At 65.9% G+C, this 17779-nt stretch carries 16 protein-coding genes; 10 read left to right on the forward strand and 6 right to left on the reverse strand.

Going from position 1 to position 17779, the window contains the following annotated elements:
• Positions 1-5: 5 nt before the first annotated feature.
• Both ACFFGY_RS03035 and ACFFGY_RS03040 read right to left on the reverse strand, forming a co-directional pair.
• The gene (locus tag ACFFGY_RS03035) at positions 6-1865 is read right to left on the reverse strand and encodes a TRAP transporter large permease (protein WP_377042900.1); all 1860 of its coding nucleotides are present in this window, start codon (positions 1863-1865) and stop codon (positions 6-8) included.
• Positions 1866-1876: 11 nt separating this feature from the next.
• Complete coding sequence (locus ACFFGY_RS03040) at positions 1877-2902, reverse strand: TRAP transporter substrate-binding protein (protein ID WP_377042901.1); 1026 nt, start codon at positions 2900-2902, stop codon at positions 1877-1879.
• Positions 2903-3019: 117 nt separating this feature from the next.
• Between ACFFGY_RS03040 and ACFFGY_RS03045 the strand changes: the two genes are divergently transcribed.
• Positions 3020-3778 carry a FadR/GntR family transcriptional regulator gene (locus ACFFGY_RS03045; protein ID WP_377042902.1) on the forward strand — a complete coding sequence of 253 codons (759 nt, stop codon included), beginning with the start codon at positions 3020-3022 and terminating at the stop codon, positions 3776-3778.
• 19 nt (positions 3779-3797) lie between these two features.
• Here the strand turns inward: ACFFGY_RS03045 and ACFFGY_RS03050 are convergent, their stop codons facing one another.
• Complete coding sequence (locus tag ACFFGY_RS03050; protein WP_377042903.1) at positions 3798-4877, reverse strand: substrate-binding domain-containing protein; 1080 nt, start codon at positions 4875-4877, stop codon at positions 3798-3800.
• 259 nt (positions 4878-5136) lie between these two features.
• Between ACFFGY_RS03050 and ACFFGY_RS03055 the strand changes: the two genes are divergently transcribed.
• Complete coding sequence (locus ACFFGY_RS03055; RefSeq protein ID WP_377042904.1) at positions 5137-6456, forward strand: MFS transporter; 1320 nt, start codon at positions 5137-5139, stop codon at positions 6454-6456.
• A gap of 1 nt (position 6457) precedes the next feature.
• The gene (locus tag ACFFGY_RS03060) at positions 6458-7648 is read left to right on the forward strand and encodes an enolase C-terminal domain-like protein (RefSeq protein WP_377042905.1); all 1191 of its coding nucleotides are present in this window, start codon (positions 6458-6460) and stop codon (positions 7646-7648) included.
• A 154-nt stretch (positions 7649-7802) separates the two neighbouring features.
• Here the strand turns inward: ACFFGY_RS03060 and ACFFGY_RS03065 are convergent, their stop codons facing one another.
• Positions 7803-8843 (reverse strand): ornithine cyclodeaminase, encoded by a 1041-nt coding sequence (locus ACFFGY_RS03065; RefSeq protein ID WP_377042906.1) that lies wholly within the window; start codon positions 8841-8843, stop codon positions 7803-7805.
• A gap of 3 nt (positions 8844-8846) precedes the next feature.
• Complete coding sequence (gene rocF / locus ACFFGY_RS03070; protein WP_377042907.1) at positions 8847-9773, reverse strand: arginase; 927 nt, start codon at positions 9771-9773, stop codon at positions 8847-8849.
• A gap of 123 nt (positions 9774-9896) precedes the next feature.
• Between rocF and ACFFGY_RS03075 the strand changes: the two genes are divergently transcribed.
• From ACFFGY_RS03075 to ACFFGY_RS03100, 6 genes are all read left to right on the forward strand, one after another.
• Positions 9897-10334, forward strand: a complete 438-nt coding sequence (locus tag ACFFGY_RS03075) for an Lrp/AsnC family transcriptional regulator (RefSeq protein ID WP_377042908.1) — start codon at positions 9897-9899, stop codon at positions 10332-10334.
• A gap of 504 nt (positions 10335-10838) precedes the next feature.
• On the forward strand, positions 10839-12413 hold the full coding sequence (locus ACFFGY_RS03080) for an ABC transporter substrate-binding protein (RefSeq protein WP_377042909.1): 1575 nt from the start codon (positions 10839-10841) through the stop codon (positions 12411-12413).
• 104 nt (positions 12414-12517) lie between these two features.
• Positions 12518-13471: a nucleoside hydrolase gene (locus ACFFGY_RS03085; RefSeq protein ID WP_377042910.1), complete on the forward strand. Its 954-nt coding sequence runs from the start codon at positions 12518-12520 to the stop codon at positions 13469-13471.
• Positions 13472-14413: 942 nt separating this feature from the next.
• The gene (locus ACFFGY_RS03090; RefSeq protein WP_377042911.1) at positions 14414-15019 is read left to right on the forward strand and encodes a TetR/AcrR family transcriptional regulator; all 606 of its coding nucleotides are present in this window, start codon (positions 14414-14416) and stop codon (positions 15017-15019) included.
• Between the two features lie 2 nt (positions 15020-15021).
• Entirely contained in the window at positions 15022-15456 is a 435-nt protein-coding gene (locus ACFFGY_RS03095) for a DMT family transporter (protein WP_377042912.1), read from the forward strand.
• Positions 15457-15465: 9 nt separating this feature from the next.
• Positions 15466-16356, forward strand: a complete 891-nt coding sequence (locus ACFFGY_RS03100) for an alpha/beta fold hydrolase (RefSeq protein WP_377042913.1) — start codon at positions 15466-15468, stop codon at positions 16354-16356.
• Positions 16357-16411: 55 nt separating this feature from the next.
• Here ACFFGY_RS03100 and ACFFGY_RS03105 read toward each other — a convergent pair whose 3' ends face one another.
• Positions 16412-16786 carry a VOC family protein gene (locus ACFFGY_RS03105; RefSeq protein WP_377042914.1) on the reverse strand — a complete coding sequence of 125 codons (375 nt, stop codon included), beginning with the start codon at positions 16784-16786 and terminating at the stop codon, positions 16412-16414.
• Positions 16787-16927: 141 nt separating this feature from the next.
• Between ACFFGY_RS03105 and ACFFGY_RS03110 the strand changes: the two genes are divergently transcribed.
• The gene (locus ACFFGY_RS03110) at positions 16928-17746 is read left to right on the forward strand and encodes an IS5 family transposase (RefSeq protein ID WP_377042915.1); all 819 of its coding nucleotides are present in this window, start codon (positions 16928-16930) and stop codon (positions 17744-17746) included.
• The last annotated feature ends 33 nt before the right edge of the window (positions 17747-17779 follow it).

The raw sequence follows: 17779 nt of genomic DNA on the forward strand, positions 1-17779 counted from the left end.
CCCTCTCAGTAGCCGAGCAGTCGCGGCAGCCCCGTGCTGAGTGCCGGGATAAAGGTAATCAGCAGCAGGCAGACGAAGATGAGCCCGAGGTATCCCATGATCGGCCTCACGGTCCGTTCGATCGGTACGTGTCCGATCAGGCAGGCACCGTAGAGGCCGAGACCGAGCGGCGGGGCGAAGAGCCCGATCCCCATCGAGATCACCAGCACCACACCGAAATGCAGCGGATCGATGCCGAGTTGCGATGCCACCGGCACCAGCAGGGGTCCGAAGATGATCAGCGCGGCCGCACCTTCCAGCACCGATCCCATGATGATCAGGATGGCGATGGACAGCAGCATGAACAGCCAGGTTCCGCTGGAGCGCGACATCTCCACCATGAGGTCGCCCAAGGCGTGGGGCACCTGCTGCAGCGTCAGCACCCAGGCCAACGCCTGCGCCGCCGCGACGATAAACAGCACGAGGCCCGAACGCGTGGCCGCGTGGACGAAGCTCCGCGCCAGGGCGCGCCAGCTCAACTCCCCGAACACCGCCGCGCCGACCACGATGGCGTAGAGCGCCGCGAAGGCCGAGATCTCGGTGGCTGTCGCGAAGCCGCTCTTGAAGCCGATAAAGATCATGGCGATCAGCCCGAACGACACGATGGCGCCCACCCACATGCGGCGAAGCGATCCGTCAGGGATGATGTCGGCCGCGATCGCCGCCTTGGTGCCAAACAGGATGGAAACGCCGACCAGCGCCACCGCCATCAGCGCGGACGGGATGAGCCCCGCCATGAACAGGCCACCGATCGACAGGTTGGCGACGAAGCCCAGGATGATCAGGTTGATGCAGGGCGGGATGGTTTCAGCCATGACGGCAGAGGCCGCGAGCAGCGCCACCGCCTGCCCTGGCTCCTGCTTCGAGCGCCGAGCTGCGGGGATCAGCACCGAGCCGACCGCCGCCACATCCGCCATCTTGGAACCGGAGATGCCGGAAAACAGCACCATCGAGAGCACCATCACGACGTTCAACCCGCCGCGCATGCGCCCCACCAGTCGTTGCAGCAGTTCGATCAGGCGAACGGACATGCCGTTCGCCTCCATCAGGTAACCAACCAAGATAAAGAAAGGGATGGCAAGCAGCACGAAGTTATCGATGCCGCGCGCCATCTGCTGCGCGAAGATCACGCCAGGCAGGTACTCGTCGAGCCAGATGTACACGAGGGCGGCCAGGGCGATGGAAAAGCCGATCGGCAGGCCGCCGAGCAGCGCGACCACGAAGCCCAGCGCCATGAGCAACCCCACCTGCGGCAGCGTGTCCGGCGCGAAGATCGACCAGACCATGAAGGTTCCCCACACCAGGGCGAGGACGGCGACAGCCTCCAGCAGTTCCCGCGACGGTCGCCGGAGAGCGATCTCCGCGGCGAAAACGGTCATGAACAGCGCCCCGCCCGCCATCGGCAGGAAGGTCCATTCCAGCGGTAGGCCGGAGCCGGTGGTCTGCCCGGTCGTGATCCAGCCGAGCTTAAAGGCGTTGAAGGATACGTAGGCCGCGATCACCACGACGAGCACTGCGGCGGCCGCGTCGAACCGTCGCCGCAGGCTGGCAGGAAGCATGGCCGCGAAGAACTCCACGCCCGGGTTCTCGCTTCGCGCCACCGCACTCGCCGCCCCGAAGAAGCTCGACCCCACCATCAGCCCCCGCGCAACGTCGTCCGACCACTCGACCGGCGCGTCGAACCAGGATCGGGCCAGGACGGAGCCGATGACGACGATGAGATCGAGCGCGAGCAGAACGGCCGCGATCGCGTCCGACAAGGACAGCAGGAGCCCCGTTACCGGTCGGCCGAGGTTGAGGGCAGGCGCGACGGCGGCGGTCTTCATCGCAACTGTCCTCAGACCGTGGTGCCCTGGATTTGCTCGATCACGGGCTTGGACTCCGGCCGGTTGCGCAGGAAGGCCTGGATCTGCGGCTCCACGCGCTTGCGGAAAGCATCGCGATCGCATTCCACCACCGTCACGCCGCGCTCCCGCAGGATCCCCAGCGCCTCCTTCTCCACCTGAAGCCCGTGGGTGCGCGTGTCCGTTGCCGCGTTCCGTGCAGCCTCCAGGAAGCGGTCACGTGATGCAGCGGGAATGCGATTGTAGGCGGCATCGCTGAGATAGATCGCGAGTGGCGAGAAGTTGTGCTGGGTGAGTGAGTAGAACTTCGCCGTCTCGAAGAACTTGCTTGCCACGATCGTCGGCGGATCATGCTCCAGCCCGTCGATGACGCCAGCCTGCAATCCCGTGTAGATCTCGCCGAAGGCCAGCGGGGTAGCGGCGGCGCCCATCAGCCGCAGGCACTCGGTGATAACCGGGTTCGGCAAGGTACGGATTTTCTGCCCCACCAGTTCCTCCGGTCCATGGACCGCCCTCTTCGAGAGCACGCTGCGGGCACCGAAGTTATAGGCCCAGGCGATGATCCGGATGTTCGCGCCGCGCTGCAGCGCCGTCTCGATGGGCCGCGCCGCTCCGGCATCGAAGGCTTTGGTCTGTTGCTCGAAGCTGGAGAAGAGGTAGCCGAGGTCGAAGGTGCCCACCAGCGGGACGAGGTTGGCCGCGATGGAGGAACCCGACACCATCATGTCGATCACGCCAAGCTTGACCGAGTTGATGACGTCGATCTCCTGGCCGAGCTGATTGTCGGGGAAGAAGGAGATTTCGATCTGCTCCGCCAAGCCGTTCGCGCGAAGCTGGGCGAGGAGCCGGTCGTAGTAGACGCGGCCATTGCCGAACTTCGGATCATTCGCCTGCGAGGACGAGAGGCGCAGGCGCAGGGGCGCGGCCTGCGCACGCCCGATCAACGACGGCGCGGCGAGAGCAACAGCTCCGACACCCAGCGATGCACGGATGAGATGACGACGATTGACAAGGTCCATAGGCCCCCTCCCCCTCCTGGCCGTCCATCGTGTGGCAGCCTTATTTGCAATATTGTATGACCAGATTTGTCGGCCTCGCAAGCAGCTTGTGGGAAGCCCGGATCGGTGACAGGGGTTATGGCCATGCTGGAAGGCGCGCAAACGCTACGAACGATTCAGGGGCAGGTGGCCGAGCGGATCGGCGTCAGCATCGTGCGCGGCGATGTCGCACCAGGTGAGGCGATCCCGTCCGAAATGCGGATCTGCGAGGTCATGGGCGTCAGCCGCACGGTAGTGCGGGAAGCGATCCGTATGCTGAGTGGCAAAGGTCTTATCGAAGCGCGGCCGCGCAGCGGTACGCGGGTCCGTCCGCCCGAGGAGTGGAATCAGTTCGATCCCGACGTTCTGCGCTGGCAGTTCGAAACGGCAGACCTGGCGACCTACCTCGTCAAGCTGTTTCGGCTTCGCAGTGCCGTGGAGCCGATGGCTTCGGCCTACGCAGCAACGTCTGGCACCACGGAGGACATCGCCCAGATCCGCGCTGCCGCCGACGCCATGGCAGCCGCGGAAAGCAACGACGCCTGGGTGGTCGCCGACATCGCCTTCCACCGCGCCATCCACATCGCGACCCGCAACGAGCTCTTCTGGCCCATTGCGCAGATGTTCGAGGTGGTGATCCGCCGCAGCTTCGACTTGCTGGCGCCGGGGGATCACCGCCCTCGTTCCATCGCCGAGCACCGCGCGGTGATGGAGGCTATTGCCTCACGAAGGCCAGACGCGGCGCGGCAGGCGATGGAAAAACTGATCGACCATGCTGCCGGGGACATGAAGCGGATGCACGGCATCGATCCACGCCATGACCACTTCACGCCGCGTCATCCGGCACTGGATGATTGAATAGTCGGGTCTAAGGGCCTCAACCAGCCGCATCCCTTCTGAGGTGAGGAACGGATGCCTCAACGTCGAAGCGCATGTCGCTTCCACCAGGGCGGAGGGTCATCGGCCAGAGTTCCTGGACGGGCGGCCGAGAGGGGTCGGCCGCCTTGATGCGGCCGACCATGATCTCTCCGAGACGTGCGCCGTACTCGCGGAGTGAAAAGCGGAAGCAGGTCAGTGCCGGATCGAGGTGCGCGACGACCTGGTTTTCCCGGAAGCCGATGACGGCAAGGTCCCGCCCCGGGCGCAACCCAGCTTGGCCGAGGCGCTCGTAGAGCCCGATGGCCATGGTCTCCTGGATCAGGATGACGGCTGTCGCCGGCTTCGGCATGGCCAGGAGCATATCGGCCAGGTCACGGCTCCCCTCCAGCGTGTCCGCCACGCGCAGCACGAGCGCCGGGTCGTCCGGGAGGCCGTGGTGCCGCAAGGCCGCCTGGTATGCCTCGAGGAAGACGTGGCCGTGGTTGACGTCGCGCAGCGTGGTGCCCAGCGCGATGCGCCGGTGGCCAAGCATCGCGAGGTGCTCAACGGCCTGCGTCGCCACCCCGGCAAAATCGAGATCGAGCCAGGCGTGGGCGCCGCCGGACAAGCTGCGGCCGAGCGCGACGAACGGCACGCCACGCTCGATCAGGAAGTCGATGCGTGAATCGTGCCGCTGCGTGTCGGAGATGATGAAGCCGTCCGCGAGGCGACGTTCCACGGCGCGGCGGAGGGACCGTTCCTGCTCCTCAACGGAGCCGCAGGGAAGGATGACGAGGTCGAGGTCGTGCGCCGCCAGCACGGGCTGCAGCCCCCCGCAGAGAGCGAGAAAGAAGGTCTCGCCCGCCGCGGTGCGGCTGATGTCGGTGCGCATGGTCAGGGCGATCGTGTTGGTCGTGCCCTGGCGCAGACTGCGGCCGGATTGATCGGGCACGTAGCCCAGCGTCAGCGCCGCGTCCCGCACGAGCTTGCGGGTCGCGGCGCTGACGTCGCCACGGTCATTCATCGCGCGGGACACCGTGCTGACGGCGAGACCGAGGTGGCGCGCCAAGTCACGAATGCCGATGCCCTGGCGTCCCATCCCCTGAGGAGCCGTGCCCTGGGGCCCTGTCCCGTGCCGCGATCCCTGCCCGCCCATGCGTACCCCTCTCCGTGAACGGGGCAATTGACAGGATCGGCCTCGCGGCGGAAGGTCCGGAAACGTTTCCGGGAGTGACTCTGGTCAGGGAGCGGGTGCTGGGCATCAGCACCGCCTGCCGTTGGTGTCCAACCCGGAACGGGTCTGCCGAAGTTGCAGCAAGCACGCCGGGACAACCACCGGCTCGCCTGGGAGGGCATCCATGAACGACCCTGACGACGAGATCGTCCGCAAGCTGACATGGCGGCTCGTGCCGCTGCTGACCTTTTGCTACTTCGTCGCCATCCTCGATCGGGCCAACGTCGGCGTGGCGGCGCTGACGATGAACGACGACCTGGGCCTGAGCGCGAGCGCCTTCGGGGTCGCCGCCGGCATCTTCTTCGTGCCCTACGTGCTGCTGGAATTGCCTTCCAACCTTGCCCTCGCGCGCTTCGGGGCCCGGCTGTGGATCGCGCGCATCATGTTCACCTGGGGCCTGCTTTCCAGCGCCCACGCCTTTGTCTGGGACGCGCCGAGCCTTTACGTCGCGCGCGCCCTGCTCGGCGCGGCGGAGGCCGGCTTCGTGCCGGGCGTGATCTTCTACCTCACGCTCTGGTTCCCTGCGGCCTACCGGGGCCGCATCATCGCTGCGTTCTTCACCGGCATCCCGATCGCGCTGGTGTTCGGCACGCCCGTGTCCGGCCTGTTGCTGGGTCTCGACGGCCTTGCTGGCCTACGCGGCTGGCAGTGGATGTACCTGCTGGAGGGCCTGCCCGCGCTGCTGCTCGCCGTAGTGCTACCCTTTATTCTGCCGGCCGACCCGGCGCAGGCGCGCTTCCTCACGCCGGAGGAGCGGGTTCGTCTGGAAACGCGCCTGGCGGCGGAGCGCCGGGAGCGGGAGGGCCTGTTCAGCGGCAACCACAACCTGCTCGCCGCCCTGCTGAGCCCGCGCGTGCTGCTGCTCTGCCTCGGCTACTACGGGCTGACCAACCTCAACGGCGCAGTCAGCACCTTCCTGCCGCAGATCCTGAAGGGCTTCGGCGTCAGCAACCTGCAGGCCAGCTTCCTCGCCGCGATCCCCTACATCTTCGGCGCGGCCGGAATGCTGCTGCTGGGGCGGCTCGCCGACCGGCCGGGCCGCCGCGGTCTCGCGAACTACGTCGCGCTGACGGTCTCGGCGCTCGGCCTCGCCGCCTCCGCCGCGACCGATGATCCCATGCTGAAGATGGTGGCGCTGTGCGTGACCGCCTTCGGGGTGTTCGGCGCCATGCCTGTGTTCTGGGGCCTGCCGACCGCGATCCTGACCGGCACCGCCGCGGCCGGCGGCATTGCCCTGGTGAACGCGCTGGGCAACCTGTCCAGCGTGGTCAACCCCTGGGTGATCGGGCTGATCCGCGACGCGACCGGCAGCTTCAACGGCGGCCTGCTCTGGCTCGCGCTGATGGCGGTCATGTCCATCCTCGTGATCACCGTCATCTTCCTGCTCTGGGGGCGCGCGGAACCCGGCCGCCCCAGCCTTCCTGTCCTGAAAGAAGCCCGCTGAGATGCGCATCACCGCCGTCCGCCTGCGCCGCCTGACCGGCACCCTGCCGACCAAGGGAGATATCTGGGAGGAGCGGTTGGTGCGGCCGATCGACGTGTACGACGAGTACCGCCACCGGCAGGACCATGAGGGCGGGGTGCAGACCGCCGAAGGCTTTCGCATCTCCACCGTGTTCCTGGAGATCGACACGGATGCCGGGGTTTCCGGCCGCGCCGGTCCGATCCCGGAGGCGGTGGCCTCCATCGTCGCGGGCAGCCTGCGCCGCCTGCTGATGGGACAGGACCCGATCGCGGGGGAGAAGCTGTGGGACCAGATGCACCGCGCGATGGTGCACGGGCGCCAGGGTGACGCGATGCTGGCGATCAGCGCGGTCGACTGCGCTCTGTGGGACCTGCGGGGCAGGTGGCTGGGACAACCTGTGTACCGGCTGCTCGGCGGCCCCACCCGCACGGCGGTGCCGGCCTATGCCTCCATGCTCGGCTTCGCCGTGCTCGACCCCGGCCGCGTGCGGGAACGGGCGCAGGAGTACAAGGCCCTCGGCTACCAGGCGCAGAAGTGGTTCTTCCGACATGGCCCGATGAGCGGCAAGGAGGGCCTGCACAAGAACGTCGAACTGGTCCGCACCCTGCGGGAAGCGGTGGGCGAGGATTACGACCTGATGTTCGACTGCTGGCAGTCCATGGATGTCGGCTACATCGTCGACCTCGCGGATCGCATCGCCGAGTACCGGCCGCGTTGGCTGGAGGAATGCGTCATGCCCGACCGCATCGACAGCTACCGCCGCATCAAGGACCGCACCAACATCCCGCTCGCCGGGGCCGAGCACGAGTACACCCGCTGGGGCTTCAAGCGCTTCATCGACGCCAACGCACTGGACGTGCTGCAGCCCGATATCTACTGGTGCGGCGGCCTGTCGGAAACGCTCAAGATCGCCGCCTACGCGACGGCGCACGACCTGATCACCATTCCGCACGGTCACTCCGGCGCGGCGACGATCCATTTCTCCGTCACCCAGTCACCGATCCACACGCCGTATCAGGAATACCTGGTGAAGTGGAACGCCATTCACCAACACTTCCTGCGCGACCCCGTCGACCCGACGGACGGCATGATCCACGCCCCGGAGCTGCCAGGCCTCGGCATGGAGTTGGACCTATCGAAGATCGAGACGGACACCGAAATCTTCGCATAGAAAAACGTGGCCGGTGGGTGAGGCAGCACTCCCTCCCTGCTCACCGGTCGGGGTATGGGTTCATTGCGGCTGCTCGCGAGTTCGAAGGCGCGTGCGTCAGCGCCCGCCCCCTGAAACGGCGCAGCTCGTGAGAACTCAAGAAGCGGGTTTGTTGTCACGCTGCTGCACGCAGCAGCATGCCGAAAAGGTCGCGCGGCTCATCCGGATCGGCGAGGAGGTCGAGTTCGTCGAAGAACGGGGTGCCGGCGATCTTGTCACGCACGTAACGTAGGGCCGAGAAATCCTCGGTGGCAAAACCGACGGAGTCGAACAGCGTGATCTGCTGCCGGCTGCTTCGCCCTTCCGCCTCCCCCGCGATGACGCGCCATAGTTCGGTCACCAGATGATCGGGCGCCAGTTGCTGGATTTCGCCCTCGATGCGGGTCTGCGGCGGGTATTCCACAAAAATCGCGGCCCGGCGCAGAATGTCAGCGTGCAACTCGGTCTTGCCGGGGCAATCACCACCCACCGCGTTGATGTGAACTCCGGCACCGACGAGATTGTCGGTGAGGATTGCCGCACGCTGTTTGGCTGCCGTCACCGTGGTGATGACGTCAGTCCCATCCACCGCCTCTTCCGTCCCGCTGCAAGTGATAACGTCGAAGCCGAAGCCGTCGAGGTTGCGCGCGCACTTCTCGCTTGCCCAGCGGTCGATGTCGTAGAGGCGCAGGTGATCAATGCCTAATAGCGCTTTCATCGCCAGCGCCTGGAACTCAGCCTGCGCTCCGTTACCGATGATCGCCATGGTGCGGGCATCCCCTCGCGCCAGATGCTTGGCCGCAACCGCCGAGGTTGCCGCGGTCCGAAGCGCCGTCAGGAGGGTCATTTCGGTGAGAAGCATCGGGTAACCGTTGGCGACATCGGCGAGAACACCAAAGGCCGTCACGGTCTGCCGCCCATCGCGCGTATTCTTCGGATGACCGTTGACGTACTTGAACCCGTAGGCGGTGCCGTCCGATGTCGGCATCAGTTCGATCACCCCGTCCGGCGAATGGGCAGCGACGCGCGCTACCTTGTCGAAGCTTTCCCAGCGCCGGAAGTCCTCTTCCACATAGGCTGAGAGTTCGGTCAAAAATCGTTCCACGCCAACCGACAGGACGAGCTTCATCATGTGATCGACGCTCACGAAGGGAACAACGTTCAGCTTCGAGGTCATCGGTCAGAAGCTCCGTGTCGGGCGATCAAAGATACGCCGGCCCATCAGGCTGGCGGCAAGGTCCACCATCAGAAGCGCTGTGCGACCACGCTCGTCAAGGAAAGGATTGAGTTCCACAAGGTCGAGCGAACGCACGAGACCGCTGTCATGAAGCATCTCCATGGCCAAGTGTGTTTCGCGAAAGGTTGCGCCTCCGGGCACCGTCGTGCCGACGCCGGGCGCGATGCCCGGATCCAGAAAATCGACGTCCAGGCTTACATGGAGCACACCGTGGACGGCTGCGACGCGATCAAGGAAGGCGCGCAGCAATGGTGCCAGTCCCTCCTCGTCGACCGCGCGCATGTCGTGAACGGTGACGCCGGCCGCTCTCAAGGCTGTTCTTTCCGCCGGATCCACGCTTCGAATGCCGATCATGCAGACATGCTCTGGCTCCGTCGTGGCGTGGAGCGCAGGAAGAAATGGCATGAAGCCCGGCTGCCCCGTGACATAGGCCATTGGCGTACCGTGGAGGTTACCGCTGGTGGTGGTTTCCAGCGTGTGGAAGTCCGGGTGGGCGTCGAGCCACAGAACGAAAAGCGGACGCCCTTCGTGCGCGGCGCGCCGAGCCATGCCTGAAATGGTGCCCGCCGAAAGACTGTGATCTCCCCCAAGAAAAATTGGGAAACCCTCGCCTCCAGTTTCGAATGCAACTTGCGAGAGGACACGTGTCCAGGCGTCATACTCGGCGAGTAGTCTCACAGCCGCGTTCGGATGCACGATGGGGCGGAGGGGTGCCAGAGCGACGTTGCCGCGATCGTAGACCTCGATGTCCAAGTCGAGAAGCACTTCGCGGAGCCCAGCCGCTCGGTATGCGCTCGGTCCCATGTCGCAACCCAGTCGTCCCGCCCCGTCCTGCACGGGGGCACCAATCAGGATGCATGGCTTCGTCATGTTGTTCCCTGCCGCCTCAGGAAGGCTAGCAAGGAAGGGCGGCAGTATCAGCCGACCAGATTGGCAGTTTGATTACCGTATTTATCCGATATGTAATAACCTCCTTATCAGTTCGGCGGAAGCATGGACAACATCGACCAACGCCTGATCACAATTCTCCGCCACGACGCGCGTCGTGGCATTTCGGATCTGGCAAACGAACTCGGACTGGCCCGAGCCACCGTGCGCAACCGGATCGAGCGGCTGGAAGCGCGCGGCGACATCATCGGCTACACCGTGATCTTGAGATCGGACGCCTTGGCTCTTCCGGTGCGCGGCATCACAATGATCGGGGTCGAAGGGCGCATGGCCGACAAGGTGGTGGACGCCTTGGCCGGCTTCCCCGAGATCAGGGCGGTGCATACGACCAACGGCAAGTGGGATCTTGTTGTCGAGATATCAGCGCAGAGCCTGACTGATCTTGACGCAGCCCTGCGACGGCTTCGGCTCGTCCCAGGCATCATCGCTTCGGAAACCAACCTTTTGCTCGCTACGCCGCGTTCAACGCAGGCGCGGCTGTAACCCGGGTCGTGCTCGGCACGTCAGGATGCGGGCGAGAGAGCTGCCCATCCGGCGAGATCGAGCAGCGGAAGGCGGCGTCATGGTTGAACAATCGAAAGTTGGCACCATCGAGGGTTGAAAGGCAGAAACTAGTCCCCTGGTGCCAGGCAAGGCGTTCAGCCGATCAGGAACTCGTCGCGGCGGGTACTGGCCTCCTCAGCTTAGGCCGGCCCGCACGGTGGCCACCGCGAACCACACAGTGATACGGGTGCCCTGCGAAACATTGCGCGGCTGGCATGAGGATGCTGGACAACATCGGGCCACAGCGAGTGCTAGATTGTGGCCTCAGCCGGATGCCCGGCATCCTGTTCACCGCACGCGTGGACCAAGCTCGTTATCCAGGCAAGACCACCAAAGGCAACCAGTTCCGACCGGCGCCCGGTTGAGAGAACGACAGCGGGGCACCTTCCGCGCTCGGCCCATCTTGCCTAGAAGGCGAGGCAAAGCTGGAGGAGCGACCGAACAATGAAGCGCACGATCTTGCTGGCAGCCCTGGTGGCAGCAGCCTCGCAGGCCCCTGCGAAGGCTCAGGATCTGCGCATCGGGCTCGGATCCGCGATCACCTCGCTCGACCCGCAGTTTCACGTCGTAGGCTCCAACAGCGCCCTGGCACGGAACTTCTTCGACGGTCTGGTGAACCAGGACGACCGGCAGCAGATCGTGGCTGGTATCGCCGACACCTGGCACGTGGTGGAGCCCACCGTCTGGGAATTCCACCTGCGGCCAGGCCTACGGTTTCACAACGGTCAGCCCGTTGAGGCGGAGGACGTGGCGGCCAGCCTGCGCCGCGTGCCGGAGGTGAAGAACAGCCCCTCCTCCTTCCTACCCTTCGTGCGCCCCATCACCGCCGTGGAGGTGGTGGATGCGAGCATCGTGCGCATCCGCACACAGGAGCCCTATCCGCTGCTGCCCAACGCGCTCAGCCGCATCGCCATCCTGCCGCGCACGGTGGAGCACGCCGACACCGCCGCCTTCAACGACGGTTCGGCGATGATCGGCACCGGCCCGCTGCGCTTCGTGCGCTATGCCCCGGGCGACCGGGTGGAAGCCGAGGCCGCCGAGCCACAACCAGGCGCGGCGCCGCTGCCGTGGAAGCACGTCACCTTCCGCTTTCTGACCAACGACGCCGCACGGGTAGCCGCTCTGCTTTCCGGTGACCTGGACATGATCGAACAGGTTCCCTCGGCCGATATCGCCCGGCTACGGCACGATGCGCGCGTCGGGATCGCCTCGGGCGCCTCGAATCGCATCATGTACCTGCACCTGGACCATGCGCGCGAGCACAGCCCCTTTGTCCGCGGCAAGGACGGGCAGGAGATCGCCAATCCGCTGCGTGACCCGCGCGTGCGTGAGGCGCTGTCGCTGTCGATCAACCGCGAGGCGCTGGTGGAACGCGTGATGGATGGCGAAGGAACGCCGGCTGGTCAGCTAGTACCGCAGGGCTATTTCGGCTTCGTTCCGGGCATCGCGGCCCCGAAGGCAGACCTTGCCAAAGCCAAGCAGTTGCTGACGGCGTCGGGGCTGCCGAATGGCTTTCGGATGACGCTGCACGTCACCAACGACCGCTATCCCAATGACGGGCGCGTGGGACAGGCGCTGGCACAGATGTTCACCCGCGCCGGCATCCAGACGCAGTTGGAAGCGCAGCCGGGCAGCGTCTTCTTCGCCCGCGCGAGCAACCTCGACTACAGCCTGATCATGGGCGGCGCCGCAGCCGAGACCGGTGAGGCTTCCTCGGTACTGCGGCCCCTGCTCGCCACCTGGAACCCGCAGTTGGGCGACGGCTCGGGCAATCGCGGCCGCTATTCCAACCCACGTTTCGACGCGGCCCTGCACGCGGCGCTGACCACCGTGGACGACGCGAAACGTGAAGCTCTGCTGCAGGAAGCCACCAGCATTGCGATCGGCGAGAACGCGGTGATTCCGCTCTTCTCGCTGGCCAACAGCTGGGCCACGGCGGGCAAGGTGCATTACCGCCCGCGCTCCGACGGCTACACGCTGGCGATCAACGCAACAATCGGCGATACGGGCGGGAACTGATTTGCCCCTACCCGGCCCAGCAATTTCTCGGCCGGCCGCGCCCCCGCAGGCTCGGGTCCTGATCAGGCCCGGTCCTGGCTGAGCTGTTTTCTGAAAGGACGACCATGGCGCCCGTCACATCCTCCCGCCCCGTACTGATCGACTGCGATCCCGGTGTGGACGACGCCATCGCCCTACTGTTGGCACTGGCCTCGCCCGAGCTGGACGTGCGGCTGATCACCACGGTAGCCGGTAACGTGCCGGGTGACACCACGGCCGACAATGCGCGGCGCGTGCTGACCCTGGCCGGGCGTGAGGATGTCCCGGTACATGCCGGCTGCACGCAACCACTGCTCGGGCCTGTGTGGCGCGGCAAGTACAGCGGTGCCAGCGGGCTGGGCGGCACGCTGCTGCCCGAGGGACGCGCGCCGCTGGCCGGCGGACATGCGGTGGACGCACTGACAGCGGCGCTGGAGCGCGCCATCGCCGAGGATGCGCCGGTGGAGCTGTGCGTCACCGGGCCGATGACCAACGTGGCACTGGTGCTGGCACGCGATCCCTCGCTGGTGCGCGGCATCCGGCGCATCGTGGCGATGGGCGGTGCCTTCGCGCAGGGCGGCAATCGTACGCCGACAGCAGAATTCAATATCCTGGCCGATCCGCACGCGGCACAGATCGTGCTGCACTCCGGTGCTCCCATCGTGCTGGCGCCGATCGACGTGACCTTCCAGGCGCTGGCCACGCCCGAGCGCGTGCACGATCTGCGCGGGCGCGCTGGTCGGGTGACGGCGGTGGCAGCGGAGTTGATCGCCTTCTATGACCGCAACGACCCGGCGCGCTACGGCGCGGTGGGCGGACCGCTGCATGATCCTTGTGTCATCGCCTTCCTGCTGCGACCGGAACTTTTCGAGGCACGCGAGGCCAACGTGGAGATCGAGCTCAACCCCGGCCTCTCCTACGGCCAGACGGTGGGAGACTTCTGGCGCACCACGGATCGGCCGGTCAACGCGACGGTTCTGTGGAAACTCGACGCGGCAGGGTTCTTCGACCTCCTGTGGGAACGTCTCGCACGCTTCTGAGACTCCCCCGCACGACGCCGCACCCAGGTGACACCGCTCCGGTACGTCAACGACAACGCTGGCGAGCTTAGCGCGCCACGTCACTCCTGCCCTCAGGCCAGCCCCGTTCAAAGCCGACACTCGTGACCGTGAAGGTTTACCCCCTTCACCGAGACAGCTGGGCGACCTCGCGTATGTAGGATTGTCGCGCCGGAAATTTACCTTATCGGGGACGGCAGCTTCGGACCTATGCGTGTTGATCCGGATAACCAGCCTGGCAGCCAGCTAGCACGGTAGTCACCTACCTCCCCGCTCGAACTTCGCGCCGCGTGGCAGGTCAGCCCAGCCCCAAGTGGCCGCACAACGTGGTTTCCCCGTAGTCGCGGCGGAACCGCCGCGCCGCTGAACAACGGGAACGACCTTGCGGACGAAAACGTCGAAGCCGCCGGGCGTGAGGCGTGGTGCGAAAACGAAGCCACCGCCGCGTCCTCCTACACGTAGCGCTCGATGCCGAGTGCTACCGTTTCCGGTCTGCCAGCGCCCCATCACCCTGATCATAAGTCGGCAGTTCGAGAGACCGTCCCGCTCTGCCACTTCGCTCCACTTCCCTGCGGTGCCCAGGCGATCGCCAAAACGCCCTGCCAGCCTTTCCGACACCGCGTCGCCTTCCACGTCAGGCCCGATCGGCGGCAGTAGCCCGTCGGGGTTGTGGGCTGACAGATCGCGGCTCCAGATATGCTCATGGAGGTTGATGGCAGTTCTCGGGCTGACCTGCCGCAGGCGGGTCGCGGCGGCATCGAGGTATGCCTCTTCCTCAGTATCGCCCAGGGTCAGGGTGGCGCCGGGCGGGATCTTCAGATTCCGCGGGCGGAGAACTCCTGGCCGAGCTCCGGCACGACCTGTTGACGTCGTCGGAAGCGCCGCCTAATTAGGGAACGATCGTTTCCTAAATAGGTGGTTGGTGTGCCGCGACCTCTTCGGGAAAGGACACGGGGTCGACCACGCGCCTTCGATGAGGCCAAATTCCTTGATGGCGCCATTGCTCTCTTCAGCGGCGCGGGCTTCTCAGGTGTCGGCATCAGCGATCTTACGGCGGCGACAGGCCTGGCGGTCGGCAGCGTCTACAAAGCATACCAGGACAAGGAGGGCGTCTTCGCCAAGGCGCTCGAACGCTACATCCTGCTCCGCGAAGCCCATCTGGCCGCGCTGTTTGCACAGGCGCCGAACGCCCGCGCCAGGATCGAGGCGCTCCTGAGGCTCTACATCGACCTGAGCCAGGGCAAGGACGGCAGGCTCGGCTGCCTGGTGGTCGCCGGGATCGCTGATCTCGATCAGGTCGGCCGTGCTGCGGACATGCTGTGCACGCAGCTCTTGAGGCGGCGAAAGATGCTGGCGGAGCTGATCACCGATGGCCAGCGCGACGGCTCAATCGCGATAGGCGCCGATCCTCGGGCGACCGCCGAACTGCTGCTGGCCATGCTGCAAGGCATGCGCGTCGTCGGCAAGGGCGGGATGCTCACCGAATGCAGCGAAGCGCTCATCGCCCAGGCCCTAAAGCTCCTCGATTGACCATGCCAGCCGCCATCCTCACCGCGCTTCTCGCCGGGGCGATGCTGCCTTTGCAGGCCCTCTTCAACGCCTGCCCCGGACGCTTGCTCGGGTCTCCACTCTGGGCGGCCTGCGTGTCCGGTGCGGTCACAACGGTCGCTCTCCTCGTCTTCGGCCTGATCGTGACGAAAGGGCTGCCCCGGACCGCAGGTGCCACCGAACTGCCGTGGTGGGCCTGGGCCGTTGGGCCGTGCGGCGTGGTGGCGCTTGCAGGCATGACGGCGGCGGCCCCGCGGCTTGGCGTCGCGGCGATGATCGCCATGGTCGTGACCGGCCAAGTCCTGTTCTCGCTGCTGCTCGACCGCTTCGGGCTGTTCGGCCTGACGGCCTCTCCGCTGACGCCGCAGCGCGTGCTCCCGGCCTACCTTTTCCTGACTGGCGCCATTCTGATCCGATAGGAGACAACCGTGATCCACGGCACTCTGCCACCGGCGCCAGCCGGTTTCCGCCACCACTTCGCCACCGCGGGCGGGCTGCGCTTCCATTACGTCGCCGGTGGCGTTGACTCTGGCACGACCATCGTGCTCCTCGCCGGGTTTCCGGAGAGCTGGTACGCGTGGCGCCACGTCATGCCGAAGCTCGGAACACGCTTTCGCGTCCTGGCTATCGATCTGCCGGGACAAGGCGACAGCGACAAGCCCCTCGACGGCTACGACACCGAGACGGTTGCGCGGCGCGTGCATGATCTCGTCGCGCAGCTGGCCCTCGGCCGATATTGTCTGGCGGCGCACGATGTGGGTGCCTGGGTCGCCTTTCCCTACGCCTTGATGTTCGGCGACGAGATCGAGGCACTGGCACTGCTGGATGCCGGAATCCCGGGCATCACCCTGCCGGACATGTTGCCGTCGGCGTCTGACAGGTCGTGGAAAACATGGCACTTCGCCTTCCATGCCGTTCCGGACCTGCCGGAGATCCTGCTCGAAGGACGGGAACGGCCCTACCTCGAGTGGTTCTTCTGGCACAAGACTGCCAGTCCCTGCCCTTACGGCGAAGCGGAGATCAACGAGTACCATCGCATCTACTCGGCTCCCGGAGGCATGCGGGCTGGCCTGGCTTTCTACCGCGCCACTGACCGCTCAGCGGAGCAGAACCGCGCCCTGGCGGCGCGTGGCAAACTCTCCATGCCAGTGCTCGGGCTCAGCGCCGATCAGGGATCGATTCCGGACATGGCCGCAGCGATCCGCGCCTTCGGGGCTGACGTAAGAGGGGAAACGATCAAGGACTGCGGACACTTCCAACCGGAGGAACAGCCCGAAGCGGTCGCGGAAACACTGTCGCGATTCTTCGGGGCTCGTTGAACCGTATGAGGGCGGCAACGGCTTAGTCGGATCTCGTATCCGCTTAGCGACTTTATCACTTCGTGGCTTGAGATCGTGCTGTGAGTTTGTTCCCGTCCGGATCACGAAGGTAGGCGACGAATGCCCCGTTCGGACGCTCAGTGGGCGGGCTCTCGATCGCGGTACCGCCATGCGCGGTGCCGGCCTTGTGCCATGCGAGAACATGGTCCCGGCTCGCAGCGGCAATGCCGATAGTCCCACCGTTGGCCGCGGTCGCCGGATTACCATCGATCGGTTTCGTGACCATCAGCCGACCGCCCTCGTGGGTATAGATCAGCCTACCTCTGGCATCCATTTCGCCAGGCTTGCCCCCTAGCGCGGCGAATGTGGCATCGTAGAATTCCCTGGAACGTTCCATATCGTTGCTGCCGATCATGACATGAGTGAACATGTTTTCTCTTCAGGAAGGTGCTTTGCGAGATAGTAGATGCCTGCTCGCCGGCTGAGAGCCCGCTTCATAACGGCTGAGATTGGGTGAGCGGCGAGGGTTCTGCGCGTTCGGAGGGTGTCTGTGTGTCCTTCGAGGTGCCTCATGTGGACCCCCGCCACCCGCGCGCAGCTTGCGCGACGGGTACAGCCCTATGCAACCTGCCTGACCGATGCCGAGTGGGTGCTGGTCGAGCCCTTTTTGCCAGCGCCTGTGGGAACTGGACGGCCTCGCTCCTGGCCGATGCGGCTGATGGTCGACGCCATCCTCTACGTGCTCCGGACCAGCTGCGCCTGGGCGCACCTGCCTCGCGACTTCCCACCCCCTGGGACCGCGCATCGCTGGTTCCTGCGCCTCTCGCGCTCGGGCACCTTCGAGCGGCTGGCCCACGCGCTGACCATGGCCGACCGCGAGCGTGTCGGCCGGGAGGCGTCACCGACAGCGGCGGTGCTGGATGCCCAGTCCGCCCGCCCGGGCGGTGTCGGCATGAAGGGGGCTCGCGGCCACGATGCCGGAAAGAAGGTGACGGGGCGCAAGCGTCATGCCCTGGTGGACACCGACGGTCGGCTCCTGCTGGCCGCCGTCTCACCAGCTTCCCTGCACGACAGCCGCGGCGGTGCGGCCCTCCTGGCCATGTCGCGCCATCCGTGGCCGTTCCTGGCCCGCTGCTTCGCCGAGCGCGCCTACACCGCATCCCGCGTGGCACAAGCCTCGTTTGTCGCCGTCACCATCGTCGGCAGCGCACCGGGACAAAAGAGCTTCGCTGTGCAGCCCAGGCGCTGGGTGGTGGAGAGGTTCTTCGCCTGGTTCGGCCGATGCCGGCGCCTAGCCCGCGATCACGAAACCACCGCCAGCTCTGCCGTCGCCCTCTTCACCCTCGCCGCCACCATGATCCTCGTCAGGCGTCTCGCCCAGCCGTTATGAAGCGGGCTCTTAAACCCATGCGGAAACAGCAGA

Origin of the sequence: Roseomonas elaeocarpi (assembly GCF_042433915.1) — a bacterium.
Classification (GTDB): Bacteria; Pseudomonadota; Alphaproteobacteria; order Acetobacterales; family Acetobacteraceae; genus Roseomonas; species Roseomonas elaeocarpi.